The sequence below is a fragment of the Acinetobacter sp. YH12211 genome (genome assembly GCF_013418015.1).
Taxonomy (GTDB): domain Bacteria; phylum Pseudomonadota; class Gammaproteobacteria; order Pseudomonadales; family Moraxellaceae; genus Acinetobacter; species Acinetobacter towneri.
In genome coordinates, this window is the sequence record NZ_VPCW01000003.1 from 1 (window position 1) to 20,976 (window position 20,976).

The 20,976-nt window shown below is 42.1% G+C and carries 14 protein-coding genes, 8 tRNA genes and 1 pseudogene; 7 read left to right on the top strand and 16 right to left on the bottom strand.

From position 1 onward, the window contains the following. Nucleotides 1–125: 125 nt before the first annotated feature. Nucleotides 126–872 (bottom strand): annotated as a pseudogene (locus FTU98_RS02075) (multidrug effflux MFS transporter); the annotation flags it as partial. A gap of 251 nt (nt 873–1,123) precedes the next feature. On the opposite strand from FTU98_RS02075, the gene yccS reads away from it, so the two are divergent. From yccS to FTU98_RS02095, 4 genes are all read left to right on the top strand, one after another. After that, nucleotides 1,124–3,298 (top strand): YccS family putative transporter, encoded by a 2,175-nt coding sequence (gene yccS, locus FTU98_RS02080; RefSeq protein WP_131261543.1) that lies wholly within the window; start codon nt 1,124–1,126, stop codon nt 3,296–3,298. Between the two features lie 147 nt (nt 3,299–3,445). Next, nucleotides 3,446–4,006 (top strand): YcxB family protein, encoded by a 561-nt coding sequence (locus FTU98_RS02085; protein ID WP_004977388.1) that lies wholly within the window; start codon nt 3,446–3,448, stop codon nt 4,004–4,006. A 155-nt stretch (nt 4,007–4,161) separates the two neighbouring features. After that, nucleotides 4,162–6,780 (top strand): sulfite reductase flavoprotein subunit alpha, encoded by a 2,619-nt coding sequence (locus tag FTU98_RS02090; RefSeq protein ID WP_180050235.1) that lies wholly within the window; start codon nt 4,162–4,164, stop codon nt 6,778–6,780. 167 nt (nt 6,781–6,947) lie between these two features. Then, nucleotides 6,948–7,766 (top strand): YdcF family protein, encoded by an 819-nt coding sequence (locus FTU98_RS02095; protein ID WP_131261500.1) that lies wholly within the window; start codon nt 6,948–6,950, stop codon nt 7,764–7,766. A gap of 25 nt (nt 7,767–7,791) precedes the next feature. On the opposite strand, the gene FTU98_RS02100 is transcribed toward FTU98_RS02095, so the two are convergent. From FTU98_RS02100 to FTU98_RS02150, 11 genes are all read right to left on the bottom strand, one after another. After that, a complete protein-coding gene (locus FTU98_RS02100; protein ID WP_004977378.1) occupies nt 7,792–8,253 on the bottom strand; it encodes a DUF2750 domain-containing protein in 462 nt (153 codons plus the stop codon). Nucleotides 8,254–8,347: 94 nt separating this feature from the next. Continuing rightward, nucleotides 8,348–8,423 (bottom strand) — tRNA-Val (locus FTU98_RS02105). A gap of 101 nt (nt 8,424–8,524) precedes the next feature. Continuing rightward, nucleotides 8,525–8,601 (bottom strand) — tRNA-Asp (locus FTU98_RS02110). 64 nt (nt 8,602–8,665) lie between these two features. Next, a tRNA-Val gene (locus FTU98_RS02115) sits at nt 8,666–8,741 on the bottom strand. A gap of 101 nt (nt 8,742–8,842) precedes the next feature. Beyond that, nucleotides 8,843–8,919 (bottom strand) — tRNA-Asp (locus tag FTU98_RS02120). A 14-nt stretch (nt 8,920–8,933) separates the two neighbouring features. Beyond that, nucleotides 8,934–9,009 (bottom strand) — tRNA-Val (locus tag FTU98_RS02125). A gap of 21 nt (nt 9,010–9,030) precedes the next feature. Further along, nucleotides 9,031–9,107: transfer RNA gene (locus FTU98_RS02130), tRNA-Asp, on the bottom strand. 51 nt (nt 9,108–9,158) lie between these two features. Then, nucleotides 9,159–9,235, bottom strand: a tRNA-Asp gene (locus FTU98_RS02135). Between the two features lie 26 nt (nt 9,236–9,261). Then, nucleotides 9,262–9,337: transfer RNA gene (locus tag FTU98_RS02140), tRNA-Val, on the bottom strand. Nucleotides 9,338–9,599: 262 nt separating this feature from the next. After that, nucleotides 9,600–10,124 carry a cell wall-recycling L,D-carboxypeptidase ElsL gene (gene elsL, locus FTU98_RS02145; RefSeq protein ID WP_131261501.1) on the bottom strand — a complete coding sequence of 175 codons (525 nt, stop codon included), beginning with the start codon at nt 10,122–10,124 and terminating at the stop codon, nt 9,600–9,602. A gap of 9 nt (nt 10,125–10,133) precedes the next feature. Further along, nucleotides 10,134–10,514 carry a YbaN family protein gene (locus FTU98_RS02150; RefSeq protein ID WP_104852333.1) on the bottom strand — a complete coding sequence of 127 codons (381 nt, stop codon included), beginning with the start codon at nt 10,512–10,514 and terminating at the stop codon, nt 10,134–10,136. Between the two features lie 87 nt (nt 10,515–10,601). Between FTU98_RS02150 and FTU98_RS02155 the strand changes: the two genes are divergently transcribed. The 3 genes from FTU98_RS02155 (at nt 10,602) to dapE (ending at nt 13,028) form a co-directional block, all read left to right on the top strand. Beyond that, on the top strand, nt 10,602–11,486 hold the full coding sequence (locus tag FTU98_RS02155) for a DUF1853 family protein (RefSeq protein ID WP_180050238.1): 885 nt from the start codon (nt 10,602–10,604) through the stop codon (nt 11,484–11,486). A 120-nt stretch (nt 11,487–11,606) separates the two neighbouring features. After that, complete coding sequence (locus FTU98_RS02160; protein WP_096901466.1) at nt 11,607–11,753, top strand: entericidin A/B family lipoprotein; 147 nt, start codon at nt 11,607–11,609, stop codon at nt 11,751–11,753. A gap of 141 nt (nt 11,754–11,894) precedes the next feature. Beyond that, a complete protein-coding gene (gene dapE, locus FTU98_RS02165) occupies nt 11,895–13,028 on the top strand; it encodes a succinyl-diaminopimelate desuccinylase (protein WP_004968259.1) in 1,134 nt (377 codons plus the stop codon). Between the two features lie 81 nt (nt 13,029–13,109). Here dapE and FTU98_RS02170 read toward each other — a convergent pair whose 3' ends face one another. The 4 genes from FTU98_RS02170 to FTU98_RS02185 all read right to left on the bottom strand — a co-directional run bounded on the left by FTU98_RS02170 (nt 13,110) and on the right by FTU98_RS02185 (nt 20,974). After that, nucleotides 13,110–13,568, bottom strand: a complete 459-nt coding sequence (locus FTU98_RS02170; protein WP_179989384.1) for a hypothetical protein — start codon at nt 13,566–13,568, stop codon at nt 13,110–13,112. Nucleotides 13,569–13,571: 3 nt separating this feature from the next. Then, nucleotides 13,572–18,146, bottom strand: a complete 4,575-nt coding sequence (locus FTU98_RS02175; protein WP_180050241.1) for an Hpt domain-containing protein — start codon at nt 18,144–18,146, stop codon at nt 13,572–13,574. 169 nt (nt 18,147–18,315) lie between these two features. Next, entirely contained in the window at nt 18,316–20,391 is a 2,076-nt protein-coding gene (locus tag FTU98_RS02180) for a methyl-accepting chemotaxis protein (RefSeq protein WP_180050244.1), read from the bottom strand. 46 nt (nt 20,392–20,437) lie between these two features. After that, nucleotides 20,438–20,974 (bottom strand): chemotaxis protein CheW, encoded by a 537-nt coding sequence (locus tag FTU98_RS02185; protein ID WP_004975527.1) that lies wholly within the window; start codon nt 20,972–20,974, stop codon nt 20,438–20,440. Nucleotides 20,975–20,976 lie beyond the last annotated feature (2 nt).

Below are 20,976 nucleotides of genomic sequence, written 5' to 3' on the forward strand. Positions count from 1 at the left end.
TGTTCAAATGGCGATTCAGCGTTTAATTGGTTTTGGGAAAAAAGAAGAGTTTAAGGAAATTTTGGCAATTTTAAGAAAGCAGAATCCTGATAGGATAAGGGTTCTGTGAAATTTGTCGTGTACAGAGCAAAAGCTGTTTCACTCAAGCCATATTGATCCATCATGAGCGCACTTGAACCGCTGATATAGCAAAACAATGCCCCACCAGTCAGACAGCCTGCCAGCATTGGAAAACGAAAATCACGATCTTTTAAAATGGCAAAATATAAGGTCAGGACTTGCTGAAAGTTCAAATTTAAACGACGCTCTTTCGCCAAAGTTTCTTTAAAAAAGAAGTGCACACATAAACAGCAAATAATTCCAACGCAGGTCAGCACTACAAAAATAGCTTGCCAATTCATCCATCTAAGTACCCATGCCCCCAGCGTAGGTGCAATAATGGGCGCAATGGTCATCACAATCATCATACTCGAAAAAGCTTGAGCGGATGTTTGCAAATCCAAGCGATCACGAATAGCTGCTCGTGCAATTACCACACCCACACAGCCACCCAAAGCCTGCAAAATACGTGCAGCAATCAGTACCCATTCATTTTGTGCAAACACACACAACATACTGGCGAGTGAAAATAGTGCCAAGCCAAAATATAAAGGCGGCTTACGTCCAATCCGATCACTCAGCGGCCCGTAAATCAGTTGACCCAATGCCAAACCTAAAAAGTAGGCAGGCAAACTGTTTGCGACCATTTGGGTCGATACGCCAAACTCGCTTGCCATAACGGGCAAGGCAGGCAAATACATATCAATCGATAAAGGCCCAAGCGAAGTCAATAACGCCAACAATAAAATCCACGCAGTCGAATATTGCCGCATGTTGGGTTGTTGCCTAGATGGTGGCGTACTGCTTGAACTTGGCAGCGTTTTCGATATGCTCATATTTTATGATGAAATGACAGATGTACAGACAAGCTTACACGCTCCATAGTATGATTTGTTGTGATCAAAGATGAATTTTCACATATTAGGTACTCTAAACATCTCATCTACAGTTACAATGTACGCAAACCTTCATCTTGCAGCATAAATCTCTGTTTAGACAGAAAAGTTTACTTAAAGGAATGATGTTGAAACCTTGGCTGATAAAGCTCAAACAAGCGACCTATAACACCACATTTATGTATAACATCCGCATGCTCATTGCATTTGCGGGAACTGCTTTTGTTCCCTATTTTATGGGGATGCAGCTTGCCACTATTCCTTTAACTTTAGGTGTGCTTGCCGCAGGTTTGAGTGATATTGATGACCGTTTTTCGGTGCGTATTGTCAATCAGCTCTATACTTATATTGGTTTCTTTGTTACCGCCACATCAATTCAGTTTTTATTTCCGCATCCTATTTTATTTGCTACAGGCTTAATCCTGTCGTGTATTGTCTTAATTTTGCTCGGTTCGCTCGGACGACGTTATGCCACCATTTCTTATGGCTGTTTGGTAGTATCGGTCTATTCCATGCTTGGCGTCAACCTATTTGATGACTGGTACATGCAGCCGCTGCTTTTGGTTTCGGGCGCAATTTGGTACGGCTTAATTTCGACCATCAGCTTTTTACTGTTCCCTGTTCGTGCCTTACAAGACAAACTTTCACTCAGTTATTCTTCTTTGGGTGATTTTTTATTTGCCAAATCAAATCTATTTGATGTGGATATGACTGCACCGAGTTATCAACAAAGTATCATTGATTTATCACTTGAAAATGGCAAATTAATTGCGATTTTTAACGACTTAAAAACCGCTTTACTGACCCGTTTAAAAGGCGACCGTGGGCAAAAAGATACCCGACGCAGCTTACAATATTATTTTGTCGCACAAGACATTCACGAACGTGCCGACTCTGCACATATTGATTATCAAAAACTGGCGAAAATATTTCAGCACAGCGATATTTTATTTCGCTTCCAACGCATTTTGTCGATTCAGGGCAAAGCCTGTAAAGATTTAAGCGAAAGCATTTTGCACCGTAAACCTTATGTGCATAACAAGCGTTTTAAACATGCTTTTGAAAATCTTAAACAGTCTTTAGAAAAACTGCGCAGTGAACAGCAATATGACCAAGTCTGGATTAATGCATTGTTTGCCCTATACCAAAACCTGAAATCTATTGATGCTCAATTGCGTAACCTTGAAACCGAACGCAATATTAAACTGGATAAATCAAAACATATTGAACAACAACTGAAAGATGACGACTTAAAAAGTTGGGATGATATTGTCATTCGGATTAAGCAGCATTTAACCCCCGAATCGGTTTTGTTCCGCCACGCCATTCGTTTGTCGATTGTGCTGTTGATTGGCTATATTTTTGTGCAAGTCACCAACATTCAATATGGCTACTGGATTTTACTGACCGCCCTGTTTGTGATGCAGCCTAACTTTAACACCACCAAACGGCGTTTACGTTTGCGTATTATTGGGACGTTGGCAGGGATTGTAGTCGGCTACACCATTTTATATTTTGTACCGTCCGTTGAAGGGCAATTACTGGTTTTAGTGATTAGTGGCATGTTGTTCTTTGAATTGCGCAGTAAACAATATGCACAAGCCACTGCCTTTATGACCATTTTGGCGCTGATGAATTTTAACCTAGAAGGTTTGGGCTATGCCGCAGCTGTGCCACGTATGGTCGATACCTTAATTGGTTGTGCGCTAGCATGGTTTGGCGTGAGTTTTATCTTCCCCGATTGGAAATTCCGTCGTTTATCACGCACGATTCGCCGCTCACTCACCGCGCAATGTGGCTATTTGGCAGAAGTGATTGAACAATATAAAAATGGACGCAACAACGGTTTGAATTATCGTGTCGTGCGCCGTGCTGCTCATAATACCGATGCAGAAGTTGCTTCACTGATTTCAACACTCGCCACCGAACCTGATTTTGACCCCAATCAAAAAGCTCAAGCCTTTGAGTTCTTGTGTCTAAATCACACCTTTATTAGCTATATTGCTGCACTTGGTGCGCATCGTGACAAAATTGACGATCAGGAAGTCTTGCAACTGCTCGATCAAGCAATGGACGATATTCAAGGTGCTTTACTGAAAGATGAAACGCCAGATTTAAGTGCACACAACATGTTGCAAACCATTCGTCAGCGTTTAAGCCAAAACAAAGAAGAAGATCAAAAATCATTAATTATTTTGCAGCAATTATCTTTGATGATGAGTATCTTGCAACAATTAAGTCGCTTAAAACAAAGTTTAAGCCACGAACATGATCAGGACGCAACTGAACTGGCGTCTTTATAAACAATCCTGCAAACGGTCAGTGCCTACTTATTCGCCCTAAGCTGCACAAGTATTCACCGACCTTAGCATGATTTTGCGACAATATACTCACTGCATGACAGCAATTAATGCTAAACTTTTTATAGTTTTAAATTTGTTAGTTTCACTATGACCGCGAAAAGTTTATACGCCTATACCCTACAGCCTGTGATCTACGAAGTTTCTGAAGAAGAACAACGTCACGCACAACTGGTAATTTGGCGCAGTACCAATAAAATTGGCATGAAAGCATGGATTATTATGGGTGTGATTGTTGCCCTTTCCATTTTAGGCATTCTGCTATTAAAAAATTATTCGACAATTTTCTGCTGGGTTGCCATTGTCTGTGTGGTGCTCTACCTGCTGGTGCGTAAATACGGCTTGGAATGGTACGTTAAGCGAAAAATGAATGAATTTCCTGTTCAAGAAATTAAAGGGATTCGTTTAGGCGTACAGCCGCACGGTATCGTGATGCGTCAGCAAATGGGCGCTCAAGAAGGCGTGGGTGCAATTGGCTGGAAAGATGTGTATGAATGGTACAATACCCCTGAGTTTATCTTGATGAACTTCAAAGTAAAAGGTCAGCAAGGTGCTTATATTCTGCCTAAGCGTATGGACAGCAAGAACTTTTCGTTCAACACCATTCGCAAGCATTTGACTGAAGCTGCAGGCGAAGCCAAGCAAATCTAAATATCCCTATTTAAAAATAAACCTCTATCCCCTGTGATGGAGGTTTTTTTTGCTTAAAATTAAAACAATGAACGATAATGAGAATAAATAGCATTTGCATTAACTTCATCTCTGCATTATTCTGCATCACAATTCATACTCAACAACCAACGCTTATGCTGAAGAAAGCCTTTTTCCAAATTCACTGGTTCCTTGGTATTACTGCAGGACTGATCTTGTCACTCATGGGCGTGACAGGTGCGATTTATTCCTACGAACAAGAAATTCTAAAATGGATGAATCCGAACAGTTATCAGGTACAAGTTGAGCAGAAAGCCAAACTAAGCCCTGCAGAAATTTATCAACATTTTCAGCGTACCCAACCTGACTATAAAATTAATAGCATTACCGTTGCAAAAGACCCGGCTGCATCTTCAACCATCAATATTGCGAAAGAAGGTGCAAAACGTGGACAAAATATCCTGATTAATCCTTACTCGGCAGCAGTGTTGCCTGACATTCGGGGACGTGAATTTTTCCAGTTTATTCAGCAATTACACCGCAACTTAACCGTAGGGCCTATTGGTAAACAAATTACAGCCGCATGTACCCTCATGTTGTTGTTCTTTGTGTTAAGTGGCATTTACCTACGCTGGCCGAAACGCCATTCATTTAAACAATGGTTTGCGCTCAAACCTCAATTAAAAGGACGTAATTTTATTTGGGATTTACATGCCGTAGTAGGTACATGGGTGGTGATTTTCTATCTAGTTTTGGCATGCACAGGGCTATATTGGTCGTATGAGTGGTGGCGCAATGGCATGTTTAAAGTCATGGGTGTGGAAAGACCACAAGCGCAATTGCAAGCAGATGGACGCAACAAACCTGTAAATTCAAATGCTCAAGCACCTCATCAGGCTGCGCAAACACAAACTGCAGGACGCCGCGCAAACACTACAAAACCAGCCAAGCAGAATACGCTGGATCAGGCACAAATCAATCTGGCATTGACGAAGGCATGGCAACATTTCCCGCAGCAATTGGGGCAGGATTATTCCAGTATCACTTTTAATGTGCCTAAACACGCCAATAGTGAAATTGAAATTAACTTTGTCGATGTCATTCCACAACATGAACGTGCCCGCAATAGGGCAACTTTTGATTATCAACAAGCACGTATTACTCAACTTGAATTATATGTAGACAAACGGCTTAATGAAAAAATCATGAGCAGTATGCTGCCTGTGCATCGCGGTAGTTTCTTTGGGCCTGTTTATCAATTTTTGGCAATGCTTTCTGCATTGATGATGCCGCTGTTTTTCGTCACAGGTTGGATGCTGTATTTAAAACGTCGTAAACAAAAGCGTTTGACTCTTGCTGCACGTCAAAACCAGACTCAATTTCAGATCGACCCAAATGCTGCACACTGGCTCATTGTCTATGCCAGCCAAACAGGTACTGCCGAACAATTGGCATGGCGCACCGCTACTAGTCTGCAAGAAGCACATCAGCCTGTCACAGTCAAAGCCCTGCAACATCTCAGCCTTGAAGATCTTAAAAACACCACCCAACTGTTATGTATTGCTAGCACTTATGGCACAGGTGATGCACCCGATTTGACCTCAAGTTTTGTGAAAAAAATCCTACCGCAAACCTGTGACCTGAGTCATTTGCGTTATGCAGTACTGGCTTTAGGTTCACGTGAATATGCAGATCATTACTGCCGTTTTGGACATACGATTGCTGCATGGTTGCAACGTAATCAAGCACATGCCTTGTTCAATACCATTGAAGTAAATAATGCCAATCCTGCAGACATACAGCGTTGGAATCAGGCTTTGGTACAGGTCACACAACTTGACTTACCAAGTATGCATATCGAAAAAACTTTTGATACATGGACCTTACAGCAACGTGACTTGCTAAATCCCAACAGTTTAGGCGCACCCGCCTTCAATATTGAACTGTTAGCACAACATGATGTGCATTGGTCTGCAGGTGATATTGCAGAAATTCAGCCTGAAAACAGCACTGCACGGATTCACGCCTTTTTAAAACAGCATCAACTCGATGCCAATACAATTCTTGCTGATGGTCAGCAAACCTTAGTACAGGCTTTGGCAGATAAAGACCTCACCGCGCCAATTCAGACATTTAAAACTGCGGATGAATTATTGGCACAACTTTCACCCTTGCCTAGTCGTGAATATTCAATTGCCAGTATTCCTTCACAACAGGTTTTAAGACTTGTGGTGCGTCAAAAATTCGATGCTCAAGGCGAGCTTGGCTTAGGTTCAGGTTGGTTAACTGCACATGCTGCACTTGGGCAAAATATCGCATTACGCATTCGCAATAATCCATCTTTCCATTTAATTGATGATGACCGCCCAATTATTTGTATTGGCAACGGTACAGGGCTTGCAGGATTAATGAGCTTATTGCATGCACGTACCCGCCTGAATTACACCCAAAACTGGTTGTTTTTTGGTGAACGTCAGCAAGCGCACGATTACTTTTATCAGCACACCATCGAGGCTTGGCAAAGCACAGGTATGCTACAACGCCTTGATTTGGCCTTTTCCCGTGATCAAGCCGAAAAAGTCTATGTACACCATAAGTTACGCGAACAGGCTGAAGAATTAAAACGCTGGATTGAACAAAATGCCGTGATTTATGTCTGCGGTAGCATTCAAGGCATGGCCAGTGATGTCGACCAAGCCTTAAAAGATATTTTGGGTGAGACTCAACTGGAACAATTACGTCAGCAAGGACGTTATCGCCGAGATGTGTATTAGGATTTGTTGACACTTTTTAAATGGCTTGCGCTGTAGCTCTATAGCTAAAACTTGGCAATTCACCCAAGTTTTATCCATAGCCTCAGCCGAAACATAATTCAGTTGAGGCAAAATTTTTCAGCAGCTTCGGCTATACTGTTTGTACAGCATCACAGTACAATAAAATTATGCAAGGCATGCAAGCAAGTCACGTACAAACACAATTTAGTCTATTTAAAAGAATATTGAGTAGCCTAATTGGATTAATTTTAGTATTGGATGGTGCCTATCTCATCAGCTTAAAGAAAATTCATTTCGGCACCGTTTTACCTGTTTTAATAGGCATGATGCTGCTGTGTTATGCCATTTTCTATACTTGGATTCAAAGCTACTTAAAACAACATACACGCTTAGATTGGCTGTGGAAATTCGGTTGGGGCGTATTTTGGCTGTGGTGCATCAGCCTGCTGATCTTTTTTACTTATATTCATTTCAGTACACAGCAGCAAAATACTGTAACCAACAATGCTAAAGTGGTGATTGTACTCGGCAGTGGCATTGAAAATGGACAACCATCGCCCACGCTCGCCAAACGACTGGATACTGCAGCCGCGTATGCCTTGGAGCATCCTCAAAGTTATTTCATTGTTAGTGGTGGCCCTGCATTTGCGGAACAACTCACTGAAGCACAGGTGATGTCTAATTATTTGCAACAACGTTATGCAATTGCAGCATCACACATTATCTTGGAAACCCAAAGCACCAGTACGGCACTTAATTTGAAAAACAGTCAGCCCTTGCTGCATACATTAGGCACAGATAAAACCCAACCGATTATAATTGTCACCAGCGACTTTCACACACCACGTGCAGCAGCCATTGCCAAACGACAAGGATACACACAGTTCAGCATGCTCAGTGCAACGACACCACTCTATACCCGCTATAACGCATGGTTACGCGAGTATTTTGCTTATATCAGTGGTTGGCTGCTGAATGAGTATTAAAAATAAAATCTAGCAAGCAGATCGCTTAATTCAAACGTATCGAGCGTGGTAAAGGAATTTGCATATCTTTAAAAAATTCAGGTTTTTGCATATACACCTGATACAAATAATTTTTTAGATCAAGCAATAACTTTTCAGGGGCAACCAATACATTCTGCCCTTCTGGGCTTAGATTCATCGAAATATTGGTGGCTTCCTGACGTAAAAATGGAATCACTTTTTCAATAAAATCTTTCAGTGAAATTTCTTCGACTTGATAATTGGCCCAATTGTCTTTAATTAACAGTTTTGCCAGACTTTTATTTTGCCACATTGCAAAAGCACGTTGCCCTGTAGGCGTGGCACAGAGCGCCCAGCCATCTTCATACAATGCAAAAACATGCCCCTGAGACACAATGGTTTCAATAAATTGCTTGTAAATATCTTGTGCATTATAAGTTTGCGTTGCTTGCTTAGATGCAGCTTTACGTTGATAAGGATTTCGCATAAGTCACGGATATTAGTATTATTATTAAATAAAAATTCTAGGCGAATTTAGTGCAATACGCAAGAAATATAAGATAAAGGAGGATGAAAGGATATGGTGGGCGCTGACGGGATCGAACCGCCGACATTCTGCTTGTAAGGCAGACGCTCTACCAACTGAGCTAAGCGCCCTGAAGATTAAAAAATAACATCGTTATTTTTTATGATGCAAGACAAGCAAAGAACGTCGTCTTGAACTTTGAAATACATTTTTCACATCAGGGAATGAAAAATGGCGCAGCGGACGGGGCTCGAACCCGCGACCCCCGGCGTGACAGGCCGGTATTCTAACCAACTGAACTACCGCTGCAACGGTAATTGCGTAAGCAATTAAGGTCTTTTTTGTATGTATGCCAAGCATAAATACTAAAATATGGTGGGCGCTGACGGGATCGAACCGCCGACATTCTGCTTGTAAGGCAGACGCTCTACCAACTGAGCTAAGCGCCCTGATAAGATCAAAACAATATTTTGTTCTGATTTTGCAAAACTGTCAAACTTTGCATCATTTCAGTTTAAGTCTATCAGGCAACCTAAACTTTTCTTTTGAATGGCGCAGCGGACGGGGCTCGAACCCGCGACCCCCGGCGTGACAGGCCGGTATTCTAACCAACTGAACTACCGCTGCATCGCAAAAGAATCTGGTGGGCGCTGACGGGATCGAACCGCCGACATTCTGCTTGTAAGGCAGACGCTCTACCAACTGAGCTAAGCGCCCTCAAAAGCAATTTTATGTAAATGGCGCAGCGGACGGGGCTCGAACCCGCGACCCCCGGCGTGACAGGCCGGTATTCTAACCAACTGAACTACCGCTGCACTTACACAAAGTCACTATTGTGGTACAAACAATGGTTAAAGAATCTTAAGTGGCGCAGCGGACGGGGCTCGAACCCGCGACCCCCGGCGTGACAGGCCGGTATTCTAACCAACTGAACTACCGCTGCACGTAAGAATCTATAACGTAAAGGCTTGGTGGGCGCTGACGGGATCGAACCGCCGACATTCTGCTTGTAAGGCAGACGCTCTACCAACTGAGCTAAGCGCCCTTAACGTCTTTATCGTTTGTGAGGTGCATTATAGAGAATCTTTACCGCCTGTCAAACGCTTTTCGGCTTGTTTTCAGTTTTTTGTGACTGAGTGATTAAAAAATAGGTGATCCGCTATAAAAACAAACAAATTCTGCAAGTTATTTTAGTTTTCAAGCAAAATTAATGTGCTTTTCAACTTGTTAGCGTTGCACTCTACCTGCTCAATGTATTTGTTTTTTATGTTGCGATGAATACAACTTTATTCAATTGACTCGCACCATCAACCAAGCAACCCTAAGCTATTTAAATCTAGCTTGTGTTCAGAAATATAAACCAAGGCTTTTTCTGGAATCAGTTCAAACAATTCTAAAATATCGTGGTTACGCATCCGAATACAGCCATGCGATGCAGGAATTCCCATCGGCTCTGTATCTGGTGTGCCATGTATATAAATATAACGCTGAAAAGTATCGCAGCCGATGCCTTGATTAAAACCTTCTTGCAAACCACTGAGCCATAAAATGCGGCTTAAAATCCAGTCTCGTTCAGGAAATTGTTCAGCTAAATCTAAATTGTAAATTTCCCCTGTCGGTTGACGTGCAATGAACACTGCATTTTCAGGTTCATTTTCACCAAACTTTAAAGCGACTTCATGCCAGCCACGTGGTGTTTTACCACTATTTTCAGTTTCACCAATGCCATTCACACCACTCGAGATGACGTAGAGTTTCTGATGCTTCGGCAAATATAAAGTTTGCTCGGCTAAATCAATCAAAATATCTGCTTGTGTGTATAAAAAAGACATTGCGCTACCCTATTCTTCTTCTTGCGTGGGCGGCTGTGGCTCAGGACGTAACCACAACCAAATACACACCACCAACATGGTGGTATTGGTAAAAATTTTGACCGCAACGGGCGCAGTTGTAAACAGCATGATCACGGCACTAATACTCATCATGATCGTTGCAAACCATTTGGCTTTACGCGGTACAGTACCATTGGCGCGCCAATCTCTGAGTGTACTGCCATATTTAGGATGATTCAGTAACCAGTTGTCCATTTGCGGCCAACCGCGTGACGATGCCCAAGCTGCTAAAATCAAGAAAACAGTAGTAGGCATACCCGGCAACAATGCACCAATAAAGCCGAGGATGACAAAGATCACCACTAAACTTCGCCATAACAAGCTTTGCATACCACTGTCCTAAACTACGAATTGCGGTAGTATAAAGCGTTTTTTAATTTTCCGTTGTAATTCTGCATTTTTCAGCATGGATTCATAATGATTGAGTTGCATCAACCCGAGCTTCTGCCCGAAGTATGGCTGACCTACAAAACCCCGCTTATCCGTCAGTTGGCTTTTAGTGTGGCAAGTCCGAATATTTTATGTGCTGTGCCTGAGCAATTGCCCATTCAACATGCTTTTGAATTCCATTCAGATACTTTTTGGCAGCAGCATTATCACGCTTATCAATCACGTTTAGCCTATTTAGATTCACATCCAGAAGCAGTGTACGACTTTTTAAATCAACTGAAAAGCACCCGTTTAGGCTTACGCTTTGAAATGCTGATGTGGTTTTGGCTGCGTGATCGTGATTATCATCCCTTCGAATTATTGGGACACAGTATTCAAATTATTGATGGCGCTAAAACTGTGGGTGAACTGGATTTTTTACTGCACAACCATGACACACAGCAGGTTGAACATTGGGAAGTCGCATTAAAATACTATTTAGCCGAAGCAGATTGCTCTTTGGCACACTGGTATGGTTTAAACCGCTCCGATACTTTGGCGCGTAAACTGAATCATTTTAGTCAAAAGCAATTTCAATTTAAGCAAGCCTTGGATGTGCCGATTCAACGCCGTTTTGCTGTACTCAAAGGACAATTGTATTTCGCCATACATCACTTGGCACAATCATCTACAACACTTACGCCACACTGGATTAATCGCGCTCGTCGTTTAGGTCTTTGGGGGAGTGATATTCCTGCCCAAGCAGAACGGTTTTATCGCCTACAACGTCATGAATGGATTTGTCAAAATGCTCAAGCCAGTAGCCTACCGAATCAATGGTGGGGAGATGGCTTGTATTATCGGGCGGCACATTCACAATTTTATATGTATCGTGCTGCACCGCTGATTAGCTATCCCCCTTTAACACGCTGAATAACTGTTTCAACATTTTATTACGTAAGCACCATAAAAGTTGCCTATTTATTATTCTGTTTATTTCCTAAGCTAAAAAACACATCAAAATAATCTATCTAGAACATATTGGAGATGATCATGAAAAAAATTCTAGCGACTTCACTACTATTAGCCTTTGTTTTAACGGGTTGTAATACAATTAAAGGCGTGGGCGAAGACGTATCTTCTGCAGGTCATGCGGTGAGTAATACTGCTGAAAAAACCCAACAAGAAATTCGCAAATAATTCTGAGTATTTCAGGAATATCTTCACAAAAACTACAAAAAACCTTGTTCTCGGACAAGGTTTTTTCACGCTAAAATTTCACTTTTGTTGCATTATTCCCCTATTATTAGCACTTACTCTTGATAAACGTCTGAAACTCTCATGACCTCTTCTGCTACTCTGGATTTAAGCCTTCAGCTTTTACGCCAACCGTCTGTCACTCCTGTCGATCACAACTGTCAAAACCTCATGGCAGAACGCTTAGAAAAAATTGGATTTAAGATTGAATCTATGCGTTTTGACGATGTAGATAACCTCTGGGCGCGTAAAGGTACAGAAGCACCTGTCTTTTGCTTTGCAGGTCATACAGATGTTGTACCGACAGGCAATTTAGACGCATGGAATACCGATCCATTTGTACCTGAAATTCGTGATGGCAAACTTTATGGTCGTGGCAGTGCCGACATGAAAACAGCATTGGCAGCCATGGTCGTTGCCTCTGAACGCTTTGTCGCCAAACATCCTGACCACAAAGGCTCAATTGCCTTTTTAATCACCTCAGATGAAGAAGGCCCATCCATTAACGGCACCGTAAAAGTTGTAGAAACGTTGGAAGCTCGTCAGGAAAAAATGACTTGGTGTTTGGTCGGTGAACCTTCAAGTACGCATAAACTTGGCGATATTATTAAAAATGGGCGTCGTGGTTCACTGAATGGAGTCTTGACTGTAAAAGGCAAACAAGGTCATGTGGCTTATCCACACTTGGCAATTAACCCGATTCATACCGCGTCTAAAGCGATTTCGGAACTGTGTGAAACGGTGTGGGATCATGGCAATGAATACTTCCCTGCCACCTCATTTCAAATTTCAAATATTCAAGCAGGAACAGGTGCGACCAATGTTGTCCCAGGTAACATGACGGTGACCTTTAACTTCCGTTATTCGACTGAAGTGACTGCAGATGAGCTAAAAGCACGTGTCTTGGAAATTTTAGATCGCCATCAAGTGGATTATGAAATCGAGTGGACGCTTTCAGGTTTGCCATTTTTAACCCCTGTGGGCGAATTGGTTAATGCTGCACGTCAAGCCATTCGCAATGTCACAGGTGTTGAAACAGAATTATCGACCAGTGGCGGTACATCTGATGGTCGCTTTATTGCGCCGACAGGTGCACAAGTGTTGGAGTTAGGCGTACTCAATGCCACCATTCACCAAATTAACGAGCATGTTGATGTGGCTGATTTAGAGCCATTGGCAGAAATTTATGAACAGATTTTGGAAGGATTACTAACTTAAATCCAATAAGATTAGTTGCATGAAGCAGAAAAGGAACTCTATTTGAGTTCCTTTTCTATTTTACAACGGAGAAAATTGCGTTTAGATCGTCAAATTTTCTTGAATGTATTTCAAATTAGGCACATGAAAGACCTGCTCACCCATACGGACATATTGGAATACCGCAGGATCAGTCGTGGTTTGCTGGTCATCATCTACCACTTCAGAAATACGCAAGCGCAGGGTTTTAGGCATTTCATTGCACATCAAAGCAAAACGCTGCTCCATTTCATCGCCTTCAATAACCAGTGCCACGCCCATTTTTTTCTCTGGGTCATTGACCGCATAAACAGGCAATTGCGATTCGTGCCATTCCACAGTTTTAACTTGAGTGGCGTTATCCAGCGCTGACAACACAATATTTTGAGGTATCAGCATTGGTTGTTTACCATGACATTCAACAATATAAGCATCAATAAAACCGGTAGATACGGTAATTAAATGTTGCAGCTCTTGCTGACTGATTTGCCCGAGTAAATTTGGACTATTCGTCTGACTCATCGTTTACCCCTGACTAACTGCTAATAATTGTTCAATATTGGCAAGCAATTCTGCCTCTTGGAACGGTTTACCCATGTAGTGCGTCACACCCAAGCTAAACGCTCGTTCGCGGTGTTTTTCACCTGTACGTGACGTAATCATGATGATCGGCAGATTGCTATGCATGTCGTGGTGGCGTACAAGGTTAGTCACCTCAAAACCATCCATACGTGGCATTTCAATATCCAGTAACATCAAGTCAGGTTTGACGTTTTCAAGCTGCTCCATGGCATCGACACCATCTTTGGCAGTCACGATGTCATAACCTTGACGCTCAAGCATACGTGAAGTTACTTTACGTACGGTGACTGAGTCATCCACAATCATAATTAAGCGGCGTGTATCACGACGTTGGCTATCACGTTGATCGCTGGCTTGTTTAGTACGTTGCGTTGCAAGAATTTGACGGGCAATGTTCTGACCATCCAAAATCAAACAAACTTGACCATCACCCAAAATAGTTGCGCCTGCAATTGCACCAATGCTTGAGAACTGTTGTCCAATTGGTTTCACAACAATTTGACCACGCGAACCAATCAACTGATCGACTAGTAAAGCAATGGTTTGACCTGTGCTGCCTTTAATTAACAGAACAGGTAGTGAATGACCCACATGGCTTAAACGCGGTAATGGCTGATTGCCAACGAACTCAGATAAGTAACGTAACTTGTAGTTCTGGTTGTCAATTTGGAAGAAATCTTCATTGCTGTTGAAGTAAGATTCCAAAGTGGTTGGTGCAATACGTACAATACGGTCAATTTGCGCCAACGGTACAGCAAATTGTTGATCACCAACTTTAACCATTAAGGCATCGGATACCGCAACCGTCGTTGGTACACGAATACTAAAGGTTGTGCCTTGACCTAATGTTGAATCTACAGAAACGTGACCGCCGAGCGCCTTAATCTCACTTTGCACCACGTCTAAACCAACGCCACGACCTGAAATTTGTGTAACCGATTGTGCTGTTGTAAAGCCTGGGTGGAAAATGTATTGCAGAATTTCATTTTTATCTAAATTCTGATCGGCTTTGATTAAACCTAAGCTCAATGCTTTTTCTTTAATCTTAGCATCATCAATACCCTTACCATCATCCACAAAAGTCACCATAACATCTGTGCCTTGGCGAGTAATGTTCAGTTCAATTTTACCAACTTCAGGTTTATTGGCTGCAGCACGTTGTGCAGGGTCTTCAATCCCATGGTCGACCGCGTTGCGCAGCATGTGTTCAAACGGTGTCACCAAACGCTCTAGAATGGTACGGTCTAATTCACCTTCAGTGTTATAAACCACCAGTTCTGTCGGACGGTTTAAGGTCGATGAAGTCTGACGCACAATACGTTGTAAACGTGGCAATAAACGTGAGAATGGTACAAGGCGTGTACGCATCAAGCTTTCTTGAATTTCAGCCTGAATACGTGATTGTTGTAATAACAAACCTTCGGCATCACGAATTTTTTCAGCCAAGGTGCTCTTAAAGTCCACCAAGTCCGATGCAGATTCCGCCAGAGATTTAGACAACTGATTCAACGATGAATATTGGTCCATCTCTAATGGGTCAAAGTCTGCATAACGTGAGTTTTCAGAACCATGCTTGGCAATAATTTGCGATTCCAGCTCGCCTTCCATTCGGCGTAACTGATCGGCAAGACGTTTAATCGCCAATTCCATCTCATTCAACGTACCGCCTAGTTGCCCAAGCTCCATTTCAATACGTGAACGGTTAATCGAGTTCTCGCCTGACAAGTCAATCATCTTCTCGACTAAATCGGCAGAGATACGAATCATCTCATTGCTATTATCCAGCTGTGTGGTTTCGCCCCACTCACCCGACATTGCAGGTGGCTCTGTACCATCACCCTGAACAAACTCATAACTACGGCTTGGCGATAACAAGTCGGTATGCGTTAAACGCTCGGGCAATTGCGCAGATACATCTACAAACTGCATCGCCGACAAGCTAGATTTTAAGCTGTCATAATTGCTGTAATCTGCTTTGAAGATTGCATCACGCAACCACGCCAACGTGGTTTGCAATAAAGCATCATAAACATTTGAGTTAAATTGATGCACAGCAAACTGTTCAAAGGCACTTTCAAGTTGATAGGCGATTTGCGCAACAGACTCAATTTCAGCCATACGTGCACCGCCTTTTAAGCTGTGCGCCGCACGTTGTAATTGAAGCAAGATACTTCGGTCACTACGCTGTTCAAACCATTGTTTCAAGCGCTGATCTGCAGCATCCAAAATTTCTTCCGCTTCTTCTCTGAAAGTCTCAACCACAATTGAATGTAATTGCTCATCTTCAGATTCAGCACTTGCTTCAAGACTTACAGTTTCTGTGATCGGCTCAAATGCCGTAGCAGCAGCGTCTTCAAAATGTGCATCATCAGCAATAACTGCGTCATCTTCAGCTAAATCTGCAGTTGTATCTTGCAACGCTTTTACCGCCAACTCAGGCTGTGCATCAACCTCTTCTACTGCCTCAATAGTCTGTTCAGGCTGCGCTGCGGTTGTCGCACTTGCAACTGACACATCTGCATCGCCTTGTGCCAAGCTAACAATGTTGCCTAAAATTGCAATCGACTCTGGCGCAGCATAGTCCACACGCTCATCACGAATGGTCTGAATACGGTCTGCAATATCATCTTGCACCAAACGAATAATTTGAATTAACGCAGGTGAAACAACAATTTGGTTGTTAATGATACGCTCGTAAATCGACTCAAGGTTGTGTGCAATTAAACCAATATGCGTCGCAGAAATCATATTTGCACCACCTTTTAAAGTGTGCAAATAACGCATTAAGTTGTTTAAAGCCGAAGTATCGCTGGCGTCTTTTGACCAAGTATTAACATCTTCATCCATACCCACCAAAAGCTCTTCTGCTTCTTCCAAGAAGATATCCAGCAAGTCAGGATCGAAGTCTTTGTTGGCATCATCGGCATGCATGTTTTGTTGATCTGATGCAATACGTTGTGACAATTGCGCCAAATTCACTGTGCCCGAATTTTCGCTAGCAACTGCAGCAGGCACCGCTTCAGGTTCTGCAACAACTGTTGTTTCTACAGCATTGTCGCTCACTGATGTTTCAGCATCTTCAAGTGCAATTGCATCAATGTCTTGCTGCACAAATGCAGTTAAGTCATTTAAGGTTTTCTGAATGTCTTCTGTAACCGTAACACGCTGTCCCGCAGCCAAGGTATCGAATAAATGAATAAACTCTTGGTGTGCCTGTGCAAATAACTCATAACCATATTCAGAGTTAAGCAGAATTGGTTTGGCTAAAACACTGTCGTAAGCAGCTTTAAGTTCTTCAGTAAATTGATGAATACCCACAGACGCACGGTTATCGGTATGCTCTACCAACAATTGCGCTTGTGCGCTGAGTTCTTCTAAATAGCTTGGGAATTGCGCTTGCGCCAATTTATCAAATTCAAATTCGGCATCAAGTAAACGATCAATATTCAGTTCGATTAGCTTCGATACTAAACCTTGAGGATTAGAGTCTTCTGTATCGCTGGTGCTAAAGCCGTAGCTATCCCATGCTTTATTAAAAGTTGCATAGATTACATCTAAACCATCACAGTGACCTTGACGAAGTACATGCAGATAATCCCGGACAAATTCTGCATATTGCACCAACAGCGCAGTTTCTTTTGATGTAGATTCAATTTCATCTTGTACAAACGCTTTAAACAAGTTTTCAACTTTAGAACTGGCTTGAAAAACTTGATCAATTTGCGCCATAGACGAACTGCCGCGCAGTGTATGTAATGCACGGATTAAGCCATTATAGTCTTGTGAGTAAATCTGATCTTGTGCCAAGAACTGATCAATGGTCGCTAAATGCTCTTCAGCTTCTTCTACAAAAATAGCCAGAGTTTCAGCCAATAGACTCGCATCAGCAGCCGCTTCTTGTGCAACTTCTGTCTGCGGCATTTCTTCAGCAGTCATTACATCTTCTGATGATTCAACTGCTGCGACAGCTGCTGTTTCAACTGCAGCATCCGTCAATTCTAGTCCTGTCGGCATATCAGTGGCAGTCAGTTGATCTGCTAAAACCAGCAACTCTTCCAATGCAGGTTCAGGACTTTGGTTTTGCTGTAATTGTTGTCCTAAAAGCACCAATGGGCGTAAATCAAGATCAATTAAACCGACTTGCTTAAAAATTGGATAAAGCTTGTATTGATAAATATTTAAAACAGTTTTTGCGTATTTTTGAATATCAGTATTGAGTGTTACCGCACCCGAAAGCACACGGTTTAAAGTATCTTCAACCGTCCATGCCAATTCGCCCGCAGACTTCGCACCCACCATGCGACCCGAGCCTTTTAAAGTGTGAAAGTGACGACGAATAGTCACTAAAGTTTCTTGATCTGTTGGGTTAGCAAACCAAGTAGTAAATAATGGATTTAATTCTTCGAAGATTTCTTCAATTTCTTCGACAAAAATTTCAAGAATTTCCGCATCTTGCTCAAGATAACTATCTTCAGGAAGCGTCATTGTTTCGACTAAATTTTTTAATATTTCTTTCATAGCTAAGGCTTCTTACGTTTTCAGCACCAAAAGGCACTTCAACTTAATTGTAACCATCCTGAATGCCCCTAACCCAAAAGTTAAGTTCATCTTTGCGATGCTTTATCTCTGAATGATGGTGTACCCATAACTGTGTATAGGTACACCTTTCCCCAAGCTGGAATCCCGCTTATTCAGGTAGTTTAAAGTCAGTTACAGATTCACGTAATGATTCTGCCATGTTGGCCAACTCAGATACCGAACGTGCAGTATCGAAAGTTGCACTGGTCGTTTGCGAGGTAATTTCCTGTACAACGTTCATCGTGGTTGCAATGTGACCTGCAGAAGCAGACTGAAGTTTTGCAGCATCCGAAATGTTAGAAATCAATTTCGCAAGGTTGGTCGATACCGTTTGAATCTCATCCAGTGCAACACCCGCATCTTTAGATAAGTTCGCACCACGCACAACTTCTGATGTGGTTTGTTCCATCGAAATTACGGCTTCGTTGGTATCGGTCTGAATGGTTTTAACCAGTGTTTCAATCTGCTTGGTTGCAGATGCTGAACGTTCCGCTAGACGCTGTACCTCGTCGGCTACGACTGCGAAACCACGACCTGCTTCACCCGCCATAGACGCCTGAATTGCTGCGTTTAATGCCAAGATGTTAGTTTGGTCGGCAATATCGTTAATCAAGGCAACGATGTTACCAATCTCTTGTGAAGATTCACCCAAACGCTTAATACGTTTAGAGGTTTCTTGAATCTGCTCACGAATGATATCCATACCTTCAATTGAACGGTTTACAACGTCTGCACCATTCGATGCAATATGTACTGAACGTTCTGCTACCGCTGCTGATTCTTCAGCGTTGGCAGATACTTGGTCAATCGATATTGCCATTTCGTTAATTGCGGCAGATGCACCTGCAATTTCTTGCGCCTGATGCTCAGATGCTTCAGCAAGCTGGTTGGTAATGTTCTGTGTGGTTGCCGTATATTGTGCAACTTCGTGCGATGTTTCGTGAATACGCGATACAAGGTCACGTAATTGGTCAATTGCGAAGTTAATCGAGTCGGCAATTGCACCCGTGAAGTCTTCCGATACTGTTGCGTATGAACGTAAGTCACCATCTGCAAGGTCGGCGATCTCATCGAGTAAACGTAAAATCGCGTTCTGGTTACGGTCATATTCATCTTGTAGACGAACCACGCGAGCTTTATCGGCTTCACCACGTAAGCTTAAGAGTTTGAATACACAGAATAAGAACGCAAGTAATGCTGCAATTAAGCCAATTGCAGGAATTGCAATAGACCAACCTGAACTGCTAGACAATTTATTTAAATTGGTTAAAAGTTTATCTGACTGATCGAAAATAGAAGATGATGCCTGACGTACTTTTACAATTTGTGTTGAGTTATTTAAAACTGTTGCAGCAGCAGATTTCAATACATCTTCATATTCTGCTTGAATACCTTCTAATGAACTACGTAAATCTTCTTGAGTAATACGTTGTACACCAAGTTCCGCACTACCATTTAACTGTGCTGCCAAGTAAGCACCAAACGTTTCGGTATCGGCACTAAAGTCATCTGCAGATTCACGTGAACTGTCTGTACCTGTTAATACAGAACTGATTGAACGTAAAATACGTTCTGCAATGAATACTTGGTTCTTTGCAATAACCACCTGGCTACTTGGCATGTCTTGACGTGCCATTTGGTCAACCATCAAGTTATATTCAGCCTGAATACCCGGAATGGTTTCACCAATTGCAATGTTGGTGTCATAGAGTTGGTTAATGATTTTTTGTTGCGAAGCAATCAAATCAATATTTTCAGAAACCGATTTCCACTGTGTTTCCACTTCACGCAGTGTATCTGTGCTGGCATGAATATCCTTCACTGTTTCTAAGTGAGCAGCAAAGGCTTTTTGTGAATCTGTTAAGTTTTTAATAGATTCAGGCGTACCTGATGCAGTCGCTTCGGTTGCTTGACGTGAAATGGTTTGTGACAACAGACGTAAATCACCCAAACTACGGGTAAAATCGTTATTACGCGGCACGCTATAAAAAAGGTATAACAACAGGAAAAGCGATAAGATGATACAAAAAGCTGCGCCTAAAATAAGTGGCTTAGATTTTTCTGTTTCGCCAAATACACTCGCAAACTCTTCTGTTCGCGCCTGTAATTTTGCAAAAAAACCTGGACCACTTGCTTTACGGACGGTTTCTTCGCCTGAATTTTTCTTTTTAAGTTTAAAGCCCATGCAGCTTCTCCCCGATTGACGCCTTCATTTTTTAGGTGCGCGACAGTTAATTTATAAATTTTATAGATGCGTTCATGTATTTTGGGTTTTGCAATAAACGACTAAATAAGAAAACATGCCATTGTTGGTTATGTTGGTGAAAATACCCCTGACAATATTCTTGTAAATTACTATCTAAATCATTGTGTTTAGAAAAGAAACTTTTCTTATTAAAGTGCTGTATACCCAAAACTTGATCTACAACTAAACCGACATAATGGTCATTATGACTAATACACATTACTTTTTGAGTAGGTGAATATTGGCTGCTTTGCCCAGAAACATAATGTGCCAAATCTGAAACTGAAAGTAATCTTCCGCGAATATTCGCTAAACCTACTACCCAAGGTTGGGTATTTGGCACTGGCGTATATTTCGGTGGATAAATAACCTCAGAAACTTCTCCTAATGGAGCAACGAAATATTGCCCCATCATCTCAAAAGCAATGCCTGACCAGCGGTTTACCTCATTTTCGGTACTAACGTAGTTTTTGTTTCCACGTTTAGATAACCGAAGCAATTCAATAAAACCATTTGCAGCCATAG